This window comes from Paramesorhizobium deserti (genome assembly GCF_001558695.1).
In the GTDB taxonomy this organism is placed as follows: Bacteria; Pseudomonadota; Alphaproteobacteria; order Rhizobiales; family Rhizobiaceae; genus Paramesorhizobium; species Paramesorhizobium deserti.
Window position 1 is genome coordinate 1,041,593 of record NZ_LNTU01000001.1, and the last position, 12,460, is coordinate 1,054,052.

General features: G+C 62.2%; 13 protein-coding genes. 6 read left to right on the forward strand and 7 right to left on the reverse strand.

Annotated features, from left to right (window positions below; translation table 11 throughout):
- Window positions 1-197: 197 nt before the first annotated feature.
- Window positions 198-1,052, reverse strand: a complete 855-nt coding sequence (locus tag ATN84_RS04885; RefSeq protein ID WP_068880342.1) for a TIM barrel protein — start codon at window positions 1,050-1,052, stop codon at window positions 198-200.
- Between the two features lie 177 nt (window positions 1,053-1,229).
- Window positions 1,230-2,267 (reverse strand): LacI family DNA-binding transcriptional regulator, encoded by a 1,038-nt coding sequence (locus ATN84_RS04890; RefSeq protein WP_068880343.1) that lies wholly within the window; start codon window positions 2,265-2,267, stop codon window positions 1,230-1,232.
- A 139-nt stretch (window positions 2,268-2,406) separates the two neighbouring features.
- On the opposite strand from ATN84_RS04890, the gene ATN84_RS04895 reads away from it, so the two are divergent.
- From ATN84_RS04895 to purU, 5 genes are read left to right on the forward strand one after another with little or no spacing between them, the layout of a single operon-like run.
- A complete protein-coding gene (locus ATN84_RS04895) occupies window positions 2,407-3,498 on the forward strand; it encodes a fatty acid desaturase family protein (RefSeq protein ID WP_068880345.1) in 1,092 nt (363 codons plus the stop codon).
- A 40-nt stretch (window positions 3,499-3,538) separates the two neighbouring features.
- Window positions 3,539-3,853: a MocE family 2Fe-2S type ferredoxin gene (locus ATN84_RS04900; RefSeq protein ID WP_068880346.1), complete on the forward strand. Its 315-nt coding sequence runs from the start codon at window positions 3,539-3,541 to the stop codon at window positions 3,851-3,853.
- Between the two features lie 17 nt (window positions 3,854-3,870).
- The gene (locus tag ATN84_RS04905) at window positions 3,871-5,088 is read left to right on the forward strand and encodes an NAD(P)/FAD-dependent oxidoreductase (RefSeq protein WP_201026311.1); all 1,218 of its coding nucleotides are present in this window, start codon (window positions 3,871-3,873) and stop codon (window positions 5,086-5,088) included.
- A gap of 21 nt (window positions 5,089-5,109) precedes the next feature.
- Complete coding sequence (locus ATN84_RS04910; protein WP_068880349.1) at window positions 5,110-5,910, forward strand: 3-methyl-2-oxobutanoate hydroxymethyltransferase; 801 nt, start codon at window positions 5,110-5,112, stop codon at window positions 5,908-5,910.
- A 5-nt stretch (window positions 5,911-5,915) separates the two neighbouring features.
- Window positions 5,916-6,815 (forward strand): formyltetrahydrofolate deformylase, encoded by a 900-nt coding sequence (purU, locus tag ATN84_RS04915; protein ID WP_068880351.1) that lies wholly within the window; start codon window positions 5,916-5,918, stop codon window positions 6,813-6,815.
- 300 nt (window positions 6,816-7,115) lie between these two features.
- On the opposite strand, the gene ATN84_RS04920 is transcribed toward purU, so the two are convergent.
- Complete coding sequence (locus ATN84_RS04920) at window positions 7,116-8,375, reverse strand: aminopeptidase (protein ID WP_068880353.1); 1,260 nt, start codon at window positions 8,373-8,375, stop codon at window positions 7,116-7,118.
- Between the two features lie 138 nt (window positions 8,376-8,513).
- Here ATN84_RS04920 and ATN84_RS04925 point away from each other — a divergent pair, with 138 nt between their 5' ends.
- Entirely contained in the window at window positions 8,514-8,777 is a 264-nt protein-coding gene (locus ATN84_RS04925; protein WP_068880902.1) for a hypothetical protein, read from the forward strand.
- Between the two features lie 18 nt (window positions 8,778-8,795).
- On the opposite strand, the gene ATN84_RS04930 is transcribed toward ATN84_RS04925, so the two are convergent.
- The 4 genes from ATN84_RS04930 to pstB form a co-directional block, all read right to left on the reverse strand.
- Window positions 8,796-9,674: a cell wall hydrolase gene (locus ATN84_RS04930; protein ID WP_068880355.1), complete on the reverse strand. Its 879-nt coding sequence runs from the start codon at window positions 9,672-9,674 to the stop codon at window positions 8,796-8,798.
- A 246-nt stretch (window positions 9,675-9,920) separates the two neighbouring features.
- The gene (gene phoB / locus ATN84_RS04935; RefSeq protein ID WP_068880356.1) at window positions 9,921-10,607 is read right to left on the reverse strand and encodes a phosphate regulon transcriptional regulator PhoB; all 687 of its coding nucleotides are present in this window, start codon (window positions 10,605-10,607) and stop codon (window positions 9,921-9,923) included.
- Window positions 10,608-10,859: 252 nt separating this feature from the next.
- Window positions 10,860-11,582: a phosphate signaling complex protein PhoU gene (gene phoU, locus ATN84_RS04940; protein ID WP_068880358.1), complete on the reverse strand. Its 723-nt coding sequence runs from the start codon at window positions 11,580-11,582 to the stop codon at window positions 10,860-10,862.
- Between the two features lie 89 nt (window positions 11,583-11,671).
- Complete coding sequence (gene pstB / locus ATN84_RS04945) at window positions 11,672-12,445, reverse strand: phosphate ABC transporter ATP-binding protein PstB (protein ID WP_244490974.1); 774 nt, start codon at window positions 12,443-12,445, stop codon at window positions 11,672-11,674.
- Between the last annotated feature and the right edge of the window lie 15 nt (window positions 12,446-12,460).

Sequence of the window (12,460 nt, forward strand, 5' to 3'; positions counted from 1 at the left end):
CCGATGCTTTCCGTCCCTTCGGCAGTCGCTCATCAGCAAAACGGAATGAATGGACCGTTTTTCAGTTCAGTGAAACATTTATTCCATTTTATTTTCGCGCCGTCAATTCCGCAATTGGAGCTCCATTAAACTAAAATGCCGCCGCAGCCGGTGTTGTGTTCGGGATGCGGCGGCGTTTCGGTTCGCTTCGGATCGGCTCAGGCGGCGGCTTTTGCGAAGCTCCGGCGGATGAACGCCATGCTGGCGGTGATTTCGCGCTCGGGCTCCTTCAAATCATGCACTTCCTGCGCAAAGGGCTCGAAAGACAAGGGTCCGTCATAGCCGCCCGCAAGCAGCGTGCGGATCTGAGCGGTGTTATCGAGCCGATCTTTTTCATTGACCAGAACGCGATGGGCGTCGCGCATCTCGGCATAGGTCAGCGCCGGATCGGCCACGCCTGAGATATGGACGAGCCCGATCAATTCCGGGAAAAAGGCGTCCTCACCCGCCAGCGTATGGTGGAAGGTGTCGTGCACCAGCCGGAAGACATTCTCGCCCGCGACATCCGCGATGGCTTCAGCCGCCTCGCGCTTGGAGCGCAGGGAGCAGATTTCAAAACCGAGCGGCTCGACCAGCCCGATAAGGCCGCGTTCCGCCAGGATCGGCTTCAACTGCTCCAGCGCCTCGCGCAGATTGCGCTGGCGCTCGCCATCCGCCTGGCCGGTGCCGTCATTGACGGGCACCAGCACCAGCGCCTTGGCGCCGCTCGCCCGGGCATAATCGGCAAGCTCGGCGGCTTCCGCCGCACGCGCCGGCGTCCACTCGTTAAAGCGCTGCAGAGCGTTGATCGAGATGATGGTGACGCCAGCCTCATCGGCAAGGCGGCGCGCTTCATCGGCAGGCACGGTGCGGATGTCGCCTTTTCCCGGCGAACCGTCTTCCATAAGATCGTTACGGATCTCGACCTCGTTCATGCCGAGCCTGCGGGCAAGCGCGAAAAGCCCGGCCATGTCCAGCCCCGGCACCGTCATATGGTTCAAAGCAAAACGCGGCGGAGCGCTGCGATCGGTCATCTCTCAATCCTCCCAAAACCGGCCGGCCGCCGACGCTTTGGCAGCCGATGCAGATGGCCCAATCCAGTGTCACGCCCGAGAGCAAAGTCAATCAGGATGCGGAGCCGCACGCCCAGAACCTATCAAGGCTGATGGAATGGCGCTCTGGGCTGATGGATTTCCATCAGATAGGAAGGATCAAATTGTCTCGGAAATATGCATGTCGAAGGGAAGGAATATTTGCCCCGGCGTATCGGCTCCGCCGGTTTCGATCGCACGGCCCATCTGGGTGACCAGCTCACGCGAAAGCCGCTCCAGCGGCGTGGCGATCACCAGCGTGATCACGCATTCGGCAAGGGCGGCGCGGCTGTCCGGCGTGATCTCGTTGCAGACGGTGACGAGGCGGCTGGCGCGGGCAATCCCCTCCTCCCGCAGCGCCGCAATCGCACCTTCCATGCCGCCGCCGGCGAGATAGAGCCCGGCGAGATCGGGATAACGCTGCAGGAGATCGAAGCTCGCCTCCTGCGCGATATGGTGATCGTCGAGATTGACCAGCGTGTCGATGACCTCGAATTCCGGCGCGTGCTCGCGGAAGAAGGTGCGGAAGCCGATCTCGCGCAGCTCATGGCCGTGAAACCGGTGGCTGCCGACAAAGATGGCTACCTTTCCCGGCCTTTTTGCCGCCTTGGCGATCATCCAGGCCGCGGTGCGCCCGACCTTGCGGTTGTCGAGCCCGATATAGCTCTCACGCACACCGGAAGCGAAATCGGAAAGAAGCGAGAAGACGGGGATGCCTCGCTCCTTCAGGTCGGCTACCGCCGCCGTAATCGTTGGATGATCAACAGAGACCATGGCGACGGCCCGGCAACGGGCAGCCACCTCATGCAGTTTGGCGGCGATCTCCGCAGGCGTGCGCATGGCGAAATGATCGATGTGGGCGGTACCGCGAAAACCCTGGGCGTTCTCGACCGCGTTCTTCAGCTCCCGCGCGAAAGCCTGGTAGAAGGGCTGGTCGGGCCGTTGCAGGATGAAACCCAAGTGATAGTGCGGCAGATCCTGCTGCAGCCTGTGTCGGATCAGCCCCGCCGCATGATAGCCGATGGCATTGGCCGCCTCATAGACGCGGCGCGCCGTCTCCTCGCGCACCGGCAGCCGGCCATTGAGCACCCGGTCGACCGTGGCGACGCTGACGCCGGCTTCAGCAGCCAGATCGGCGATGGTCGGACGCTTGGCCATCAATGTCTCCCATGAGAAGAATGCATCAGCACTACAAGGCTGAAATGATGTATTCTGATAGAAAATATCATCACTTCATTGAGGAGGTCAATTGCTGCGGATACGCTTCCTGTCGGTGAAATGCAGAGAGGAGGCTGTCATGAACGCCATACCGACAATCCGCGACTACAGCCTGATCGGGCGTGATGCGCAGGCCGCCGTGGCAAACGGGCTTACCGCCGCCGAATGGTATCACACCGACGTCCCGCGCAAGCAGATGAAGGATCTGATGAAGCGCAGCGACGGGCCGGCGATCCGCGACACGATCATCTGGCTCGGCTGCATGGCTCTCTTCGCCGGGCTCGGTATCGCTCTCTGGGGCAACTGGTGGAGCGTGCCGTTCTTCCTCGCCTATGGCGTGCTTTACGGTTCGGCGGCGGATTCGCGCTGGCACGAATGCGGGCACGGCACGGCGTTCAAGACGCGCTGGATGAACGACGCGGTCTACCAGATCGCCTCCTTCATGATGATGCGCAATCCCGTGACCTGGCGCTGGAGCCACGCGCGGCACCATACCGACACGATTATCGTCGGCCGCGACCCGGAGATCGCCGTGATGCGTCCGCCGGATCTTCTGCGCCTCGTCCTCAATTTCTTCGGCCTGCTGGATGCCTGGCACGCTGTCGGCGACATGCTGCGCAATGCCTGTGGCAATGTCAGCGCGGAGGAAAAGACCTTCATCCCCAAACAGGAGCAGCACAGGGTGGTGCGGATCGCGCGCATCTGGGTGGCGATTTATGCGGCAACCATCGCGCTCGCGGTCGCCATGGGATCGATCCTGCCCCTGATGCTGATCGGCCTGCCCCGGCTCTATGGCGCGTGGCACCACGTGCTGACCGGGCTTCTGCAGCATGGCGGGCTTGCCGACAATGTCACCGACCACCGGCTCAACAGCCGCACCGTCTATATGAATCCCGTCAGCCGCTTCATCTACTGGAACATGAATTACCATGTGGAGCACCACATGTTCCCGATGGTGCCCTATCACGCATTGCCGAAGCTGCACGAGGCGATCAAGCACGATCTGCCGGCCCCGAACCCATCAATTTTCCACGGTTATCGCGAGATGATCCCAGCCTTCATCCGGCAGTTGCGCAACGAAGACTATTTCCTCAAGCGCGAATTGCCGCCGACGGCCAAGCCATACCGGGAGGAGTTTCACAGCGATGCCATCGCTCAGGCAGCGGAATAGCCCGATCGGCATCGCTGTCCAGCAGAATGGGAGGAAAGAAATGAGTAACTGGATCGAAGCCTGCGCGGCGAACGATATCGACGAGGAGGACGTCATCCGCTTCGATCATGACGGGCGCACCTTCGCCATCTATCGCAGCCCTGATGACGAATATTTCGCCACCGACGGCCTCTGCACCCATGAGCATGTGCATCTGGCGGATGGCCTGGTCATGGACGAGATCATCGAATGCCCGAAGCACAATGGCCGTTTCGACTACAAGACGGGCGAAGCCAAAGGCGCCCCCGTCTGCGTCAATCTCAGGACCTATCCGGTGAAAGTCGAAGCCGGAAAGGTCTTCATCGGAATCGAGTGACGGCGATGGATGCGGGAATGGTCATCATCGGCGCCGGCGAATGCGGGGCGCGGGCAGCATTCGCGCTGCGCGAACAGGGCTATGACGGCCCGGTGACGCTGGTCGGCGCGGAGCGTCATCTGCCCTATGAGCGGCCGCCGCTCTCCAAGGAAACGATGCTGGCGGACAACCCGCAGGCAAAGACCATCGCCGATCATGTGCGGCTCGCGGCGCATGACATCGATTTCATCGCGGAGACGGCAGTGACGGCCATCGACCGCGATGCGCGCAGTGTACAACTCGGCAACGGCCCCAGCCTCCCCTATGAACGCCTGTTGCTTGCGACCGGTGCTGTGCCGCGCCGCCTGTCCTTCGTCCATGGGCCGCGTATGGCATATTTGCGCACTTTCGACGACGCGCTGGCGATCCGCCGTCATCTCGGCCCGGGCCGGCCCATTGCCATCATCGGCGGCGGCTTTATCGGGCTGGAGCTCGCGGCTTCCGCACGCCGGCTCGGCGCGGAAGTCATTCTGATCGAGGCACAGCCGCGCATCCTGATGCGCGGGGTGCCGGAGGAAATCGCCAGCGTGATCGACGCCCGCCACCGGGCCGAAGGCGTGGAGCTCGTCACCGGCGACGGCATCGCCGATATGGCGGACGATGACGCCTCCGTCACCATTCGCCTTGCGAGCGGCAGGCGCGTGGATGCCGATCTCGCCATCATCGGCATCGGGGCAATGCCAGTGACCGATCTGGCGCAAGCCGCAGGGCTTGTGATCGACAACGGCATTGCCGTCAACGAGCATCTCAGGACGAGCGATCCGCATATCTTCGCCGCCGGAGATTGCTGCTCGTTTCCTCTCGCGCTTTATGGCGGCCGTCGAGTGCGGCTCGAAGCCTGGCGCAATGCGCAGGAACAGGGGGCGCTTGCGGCAAGGAACATGCTGGGTCTTGCCGACGAGCCGTATGGTGCCGTGCCGTGGTTCTGGTCCGATCAATATGATCTCGGGCTGCAGATCGCGGGGCTTTGCGACGAAGGCAAGCGTGTCGTGCGCCGCGATGTCGGGGATGCCGCGTTCATCCTGTTCCATCTCTCCGAGGACGGCAGGCTGGTGGCAGCAAGCGGCATCGGACCGGGAACGGCGGTCGCAAGGGACATACGGCTCGCCGAAATGCTGATCGCCAGGGGTACGAGACCGGACGCACAGCACCTTGCCTCGCCGGCAACGAAGCTCAAGGCGCTGCTTGCGGCATAGAATTCATAAGGGGAGACAAGCATGTCGTCGAAAAGACCGACGGTCGCCGATGTTCTGGCGCTGAAAGGCAGGAATCAGCTCACCATGCTACGGGTGACCACGCTGGAGGAGGCGGAAGCCGCCCAGAAGGCCGGTGTGGAGATGCTTTCAGTCCCGCCGGAGCTGATGACCGATCCGCGGTTCCGCGATGCCGCGCCCGATTGTTTCACCGTGCCGGGCGGCGACAAGAGCGTCTATGTGACGAAGGACGAATGCCTCGGCGAAGCCTTCCGCATGATCCGCGCCGGAGCCGACGCCGTCTATTGCGCGGCAGGGCTCGATACCATCCGCACGCTCAGGGCGGAGGGCGTTCCCGTCTGCGGCCATGTCGGGCTGATCCCATCCAAGGCGACTTGGACGGGCGGTTTCAAGGCCGTCGGCAAGACGGCGGAAAGCGCGTTTCAGGTCTGGAAGCAGGTGCGGACGCTCGAGGAGGCAGGCGCCTTTGCCGCCGAGATCGAAGTCGTGCCGGCGGAGGTGGCGACCGCGATTTCCAAGCGGACCTCACTCTTCATGATCTCGATGGGGGCCGGTGCCGGTTGCGACGCGCAATATCTCTTCGCTGAAGACGTGCTCGGTGCCCATCGCGGCCATTACCCGCGCCATGCCAAGGTCTATCGCAATTTCGCCGCCGAATATGACCGCCTGCAGCGGGAGCGCGTCGCCGCCTTTGCGGAATTCGTTGCCGATGTCGAAAAGGGCGTCTATCCCGGGCCGGGCCATGTCGTCCGGATTCCCCGTGACGAACTCGACCGCTTTCTCAACGATCTTGCCGGAGCATGAAACCGATGAACCTTTCCGTGACATCCACCAGGGGAACCGAAACCGCCCTGCAGCATGCCAGCGCCTACATCCTGACGCTTTCCTGCGAGGATCAGCCGGGGATTGTGGCTGCTGTGACGACGGAGCTTGCGGGCGTCGGGGCGAACATCGCCGAGAGCAACCAGTTCTGGGACCGCCAGACCAACCGCTTCTTCATGCGCATCGCCTTCACCGTGGCGGAAGGGATTGCCAAGGACGACATCGAGCGCGGCATCAAGCCGGCGGTCGAGCGCTTTGCCATGAAGACGCCGATCGTCGATCAGGCGAGACGGCCAAGGATCATCATCATGGTCTCGAAATTCGACCATGCCATGCTGCATCTCCTCTACCAGATCCGCGTCGGCTGGCTCGACGCCGAGGTGGCGGCGATCGTCTCCAACCATGAAGATTCACGCCGCACCGCCGAGCTGGAAGGCATCCCCTATCTCTATTGGAAGGTGACCAAGGACAACAAGGCCGAGCAGGAGGAGAAGCTGATCGCGCTGGTCAAGGAGACCGGCGCCGATCTGGTCATCCTCGCCCGCTACATGCAGGTGCTCTCCGACACTCTGTCAAAACGGCTCTACGGCAAGGTGATCAACATCCACCATTCCTTCCTGCCGTCGTTCAAGGGGGCGAAGCCCTATCACCAGGCGCATGAGCGCGGCGTCAAGCTGATCGGCGCCACCGCGCACTATGTCACCCCCGATCTCGACGAAGGCCCGATCATCGAGCAGGAGACAGAGCGCGTGACGCATGCGATGAGCGCCGATGATTTCGTGGCGACCGGCCGCGACATCGAGGCCCGCGTGCTCGCCCGCGCCGTCAAGCAGCATCTCGAAAGCCGGGTCATGCTCAACGGCCACAAGACAATTGTGTTTGGGTGAAGGAAAGGGCGGCTTTGCCGCCGGCCTGTTCCGATCCCGTTGCGGATGACTAGACTGTTTCCGCCTCTCAGCCGTGGATCCTCGGATCAAGCCCGAGGATGACGAAGGGAGAGATGGGATCGGAGTAACGTTCTGGCGTTGCGCCTGCCAATCCGTCAAAAAATGTCAGCCTCTGCGTCTGTCATTTGGCACCTTGCCTTCTACAGTCGCCATCCTCGGGCTTGACTCGAGGATCCACGGCAAGGGAGCGCCGACATACCCTTAAGCGGAGGCACGATCCAGAAAGCCGGAACGGGCAGCTCACGCCGCCCATTCACCGCCGCGCATCACAGGCACGCGGCCGCCGTCCTTGCCGATGCCGTCGACATCGATCCTGTCGGAGCCGATCATCCAGTCGATGTGGATGAAGCTCTTGTTGCCGCCGCGGATGGCGATCTCCTCCTGCGACAGCGTGGCGCCGTCGAGGAAGCATTTGGAGTAGCACTGGCCGAGCGCGATATGGCTGGCGGCGTTCTCGTCGAACAAGGTGTTATAAAAGAGAAGACCACTCTTCGAGATCGGCGAGGAATGCGGCACGAGCGCGACTTCGCCCAGGCGCCTTGCGCCCTCATCCGTATCGAGCACCTTGTTCAACACCTCCTCGCCCCGGCTCGCCTTCGCCTCGACGATGCGCCCTTCTTCAAAGCGTACCGAAATGTTCTCGATGAGCGTGCCCTGATGCGACAGCGGCTTGGTGCTGGTGACATGGCCCTCCACCCGGCGCGCATGCGGCGTGGTGAACACCTCCTCGGTGGGAATGTTCGGATTGCAGGTGACGCCGTTCTTGGCGGTCGACGCGCCGCCATGCCATTCATGGCCGTCGGCGAGCCCCACCGTCAGATCGGTTCCCGGACCGGTGAAGTGCAGCGCATGGAAGGCATAGGCGTTGAGCCATTCGGTGCGGCGGCGTAGCGCCGCATTGTGCGCCTTCCAGGCGCCAACCGGGTCATCGCCATCGACGCGCGAGGCGGCGAAAATGGCATCGGCGAGCTTCGCGGTCGCGACATCCTCGGGATCGCCGGGGAAGACCTGCGTGGCCCAGGACGGGTTGGGATAGGAGACGATGTTCCAGTTGATGTCGAAATTGGCGATCTTTTCCAGTGCCGGCTGATAGGCGATGGAATTGGCCTTGTTGGCGCGCGCCACCTTGGCCGGATCCTGCGAGGAGAGGAGCAGCGGATTGTCGCCGGCGATGGCGAGACGCGCCGCGCCGCCCGCGAAGGCCTTGGCCATGCCCTCGTAGAGCCAGCCGGAGGCGCGGTCGAAGCTGGCATCGGGCGCATTGCGGTAGCGCGCCAGCGTGATTTCCTCATCGGCGAAGAACGGCGTCACCAGCCCGGCGCCGGCTTTATAAGCATGTTCGGCGATGCGGCGCACCAGCGGCAGGGCGGCGATCGGCGCCGTCATGACGAGATCCTGCCCGGCCTGGAGCTGCAAGCCGATCTTGACGGCCACTTCCGCCAGCCGGTCGAGCTTGACGGGATCGATGATTGCGGAAACATCGCGGGAATGTGTGGTCATGGCGCACCCGATTCTGAAAATGGACGGAAATCACATTCATATCGCCTCATGACCGGACTGGCCACCGGCTTTCGCGAGGGGTGACCGATCTGCTATATATCCGCTGCGGATCAGGCCATGGAATGGAAAGGCAACCCGATGAAGAAATTCTCGCTCTGTGGTCTTATTCTCATTGCCGCGCTGGCCGGATGCCAGACCATGACGCCGGAAGAGCGGCGCGCCGCCGACGGCCAGACCTGCCGCTCCTATGGCTTTCGCGCGCAGACCGATGCCTTCGCCAATTGTCTCCTGCAACTTGAACTGGACCGGAGGGCGACGCGACGGGCGGCCTTCGACGATTCGTTCTATGGTCCGCCGATGATCGTCTATCAGCCGGTTCCGGTGCGGGTGCGACACCGCTGAAGGTGAAGCGATCGTCCGTTACTGGAAAGCGGGCTCCGGGCGGTCCTGCGAGAGGAGCAGTTCGCCGATCGCATCGACCGATTTCTGCTCGGCACCATAGCCAAGCGCGGTTTCCGATGAAACGGTCGTCTGCGCCGTCATTTGCGATGCCGTCTGCTGTTCAGCTGCGGCATGGGGCGCGACGCGATCGCCCTTGGCGCGCGGACCGAAGCCCTGATCCTGCACAATGCTTGCGACCTGTACCTGGTCGACCGGCAACTGCGTCGGCATGGGGACGGCCCGCGACTTCGCCATATCGGGCAGCGCGGGCGCCTGCATGATATCGGCTTGGGCAACGAGGCGCGGCGCCTCTGGAACCGGCGCTTCGAGGGTGCCATCGCGGTGACGCTTCTCGTAGAAGGCATTGCCGCCGGCGACCAGCACATAGTGCATGTTGCGATAGGGGAACTTCAGCCCGGCGGTGTGGAAGAACATGGCGTTCCTGAGCTTGGGATGACGCTTGCCTTTCAAGACCGCGTCAGCCGCCGCCTCCACATCGGGCAAGGCCGAGGAATTCATCCTGCGGCTCAGCACGCCGGGCGCAAACTGCTTTTTCTGGCCGACGACACCGCAGATCGTGTCGGGATATTTATCGGAGGCGAGGCGGTTCATCACCACAGTCCCGACGGCCACGAGGCCATCCTGGCTGGAACGGTTCGATTCGAAGAACATCGCCCGCTGGAGGCATTCCTTGTCCTTGGCCGTATAGGCATAGGTCTTCGATGAACCCGACTTCGAGATCACGCCCTCGGCCAGATGGCTGGCGCCGCCTTTCGACGTCGTGCATCCCGCCACCAGAACAGGTGCCACCACAGTGCCGACGAGAACCAGGATTTTCCAGCTTCCGGCGCGGCTCAAAAGTTCAGTCTCATGCTTGGACCCCTCAACAGACCGCGGCCATGAAGGCGCATGTTTTGGGCCAAAGAATGGCGAAGGGGCAAATCAACCGGCCAGAGAATAGCGGGACACGCCGCGTTAACTATTTGTTTACACAAGCTCAAATGGAAAAGCTCATTTTATTTTCCCGAGACTTGCCTTATTGAAGCCATAACTTTTGCAGGAAAGCGGATCATCGCTTTCCTGCAAAAACAGACGTTCTTTTATTTATCCGAACGAATAGCCGGCGCCCCGCACGGTGCGAATCGGATCGGTGACCCGGCCCGTGTTGATCGCCTTGCGCAAGCGTCCGACATGCACGTCGACGGTGCGATCATCGACATAGATGTCGGGACCCCAGACGCCATCGAGAAGCTGGCTGCGCGAGAAAACACGTCCCGGCGACATCATGAAATATTCGAGAAGCCGGAATTCGGTCGGCCCGAGACGGATTTCACGATCCTTGCGGTAGACGCGGTGCTGCTCGCGGTCGAGCACCAGATCGCCGACTTTCAGGACATGCGACAGGAGACTTGGCTTGGCACGGCGCAGCATCGCCTTGACGCGGGCGAGCAGTTCCGGCGTCGAGAACGGCTTGACGACATAATCGTCGGCGCCGACGCCGAGACCACGCACGCGCTCGCTCTCCTCGCCCCGCGCGGTCAGCATGATGATCGGAAGGCGCTCCGTCTCCACCCGCTGGCGCAGGCGGCGGCAGAGCTCGATACCGGATACGCCCGGCAGCATCCAATCAAGGATCAGGAGATCCGGCACGTTCTCGCGCAGCGCGATTTCCGCCTCATCACCGCGCAGGATGGTATCGACCAGATAGCCTTCCGCCTCGAGATTGTAGCGGAGGAGAACGCTCAGCGCCTCCTCATCCTCGACAACCGCAACTTTGGGTGCGTGCGCCATTTTACCAATTCCTCACTAGAACATGCCCGTTGAAGTGGATACGCCGGCGCCAGGCACCCCCTCTGGCCTGCCGGACATCTCCCCCAAGGCGGGGAGATTGGATGTAACGTCTGCTTTCGCCAATCGCCAATGTGGCAGAATTAGGCTCCGCCGCCGATGCCAGCCGATCTCCTCCCTTGCGGGAGAGACGTCCGGCAGACCAGAGGGGAGTGCCTAACGGTTCCATCGAACAGGAGCCACTTTAAGCGAGATTCAAGCCTGCCTGGCTTCGTCGACGACGATGCCGTGGCTCAGATCTTCCTTCGGCCGGTCCGGCGGCATCTGCTGGCCGGTGACGATGTAATAAACCGTCTCGGCGATATTGGTCGCGTGGTCGCCGATGCGCTCGATGTTCTTGGCGCAGAAGAGAAGATGCGTGCAGGCGGAGATGTTGCGCGGGTCCTCCATCATATAGGTGAGAAGCTCGCGGAACAGCGAAGTATACATGGCGTCGATCTCATCGTCGCGGTCGCGCACGATGTTGATCTGCTCAATCGAGCGCGTGGCGAAGGCGTCGAGGACGTCCTTCAGCTGCGTCAGGGCCAGCTCGGCCAGCGTCTGCAGCCCGCGATAGACGTTCAAGGACTGGCGCGTCTCGGAAATGGCGGCGACGCGCTTGGCGATGTTCTTGCCGAGATCGCCGACGCGCTCCAGATCAGCGGAAATGCGGATGGAGCCGATGATCTCGCGCAGATCGACCGCCATGGGCTGGCGCTTGGCGATGATGGCGATAGCCCTGTCATCAATCTCGCGCTCGCAGGCATCGAGAATGAGATCGTCGGAAATGACGCGCTGGGCAAGCGCCTTGTCGGCATTGACGATGGCCGTCACCGACTGCTCGACCATGCGCTCGGCGTGGCCGCCCATCTCGGCGATCTTGTGGGCCAGGAATTTCAATTCGTCGTCATAGGAACGGACGGTATGTTGGGACTGCATTTCGTTCATCCTCGTGTCTCGAACCAGAAAGGCCGGAAGCAAACCGCGTGATCTCGTCCGAAAGGTCTGCGACCTTTCGGAATCACGCGCTAGCCGAAGCGACCGGTAATGTAGTCCTGGGTCCGCTTTTCCTTGGGCGTGGTGAACATCATCTCGGTCTCGCCCACTTCGACCAGATTGCCCAGATGGAACATCGCGGTCTTCTGCGAGACACGCGCCGCCTGCTGCATCGAGTGGGTGACGATGACGATGGTGTAGTTCTGCCGCAATTCGTCGATCAGTTCCTCGACCTTGGCGGTGGCGATGGGATCGAGCGCCGAGCAGGGCTCGTCCATCAGGATCACCTCGGGGCTGACCGCGATGGCGCGGGCGATGCAGAGGCGCTGCTGCTGACCGCCGGAAAGACCCGTTCCGGCATCGTGAAGACGGTCCTTGACCTCCTCGAAAAGGCTGGCGCGGCGCAGGCTGCTCTCGACGATCTCGTCGAGCTCGTGCCGGCTCTTGGCTAGACCATGGATGCGCGGCCCGTAAGCGACGTTCTCATAGATCGACTTCGGGAACGGATTGGGCTTCTGGAACACCATGCCGACACGGGCGCGCAGCTCCACGACGTCGATCTTGGGATCGTAGATGTCCTCGCCGTCGAGGGTGATCTGGCCGGTGACGCGGCAGCCCTCGATGGTGTCGTTCATGCGGTTGAGCGAACGCAGGAAGGTGGACTTGCCACAGCCGGACGGACCGATCAGGGCCGTCACCATCTTTTCGGGAATGTCGAGATCGACATCGAAAAGCGCCTGCTTCGCGCCGTAGAAGACAGAGACCTTATCGCCCTTCATCTTGTTCGTACTGGCAACAGCGTTCATCTTGTCTCCTACCGC

Coding starts and splice junctions, on each gene's coding strand:
- ATN84_RS04885 (WP_068880342.1), bottom strand. CDS start 1,052: ATGACCGATCGCAGCGCTCCGCCGCGTTTTGCTTTGAACCATATGACG.
- ATN84_RS04890 (WP_068880343.1), bottom strand. CDS start 2,267: ATGGCCAAGCGTCCGACCATCGCCGATCTGGCTGCTGAAGCCGGCGTC.
- ATN84_RS04895 (WP_068880345.1), top strand. CDS start 2,407: ATGAACGCCATACCGACAATCCGCGACTACAGCCTGATCGGGCGTGAT.
- ATN84_RS04900 (WP_068880346.1), top strand. CDS start 3,539: ATGAGTAACTGGATCGAAGCCTGCGCGGCGAACGATATCGACGAGGAG.
- ATN84_RS04905 (WP_201026311.1), top strand. CDS start 3,871: ATGGTCATCATCGGCGCCGGCGAATGCGGGGCGCGGGCAGCATTCGCG.
- ATN84_RS04910 (WP_068880349.1), top strand. CDS start 5,110: ATGTCGTCGAAAAGACCGACGGTCGCCGATGTTCTGGCGCTGAAAGGC.
- purU (WP_068880351.1), top strand. CDS start 5,916: ATGAACCTTTCCGTGACATCCACCAGGGGAACCGAAACCGCCCTGCAG.
- ATN84_RS04920 (WP_068880353.1), bottom strand. CDS start 8,375: ATGACCACACATTCCCGCGATGTTTCCGCAATCATCGATCCCGTCAAG.
- ATN84_RS04925 (WP_068880902.1), top strand. CDS start 8,514: ATGAAGAAATTCTCGCTCTGTGGTCTTATTCTCATTGCCGCGCTGGCC.
- phoB (WP_068880356.1), bottom strand. CDS start 10,607: ATGGCGCACGCACCCAAAGTTGCGGTTGTCGAGGATGAGGAGGCGCTG.
- phoU (WP_068880358.1), bottom strand. CDS start 11,582: ATGCAGTCCCAACATACCGTCCGTTCCTATGACGACGAATTGAAATTC.
- pstB (WP_244490974.1), bottom strand. CDS start 12,445: ATGAACGCTGTTGCCAGTACGAACAAGATGAAGGGCGATAAGGTCTCT.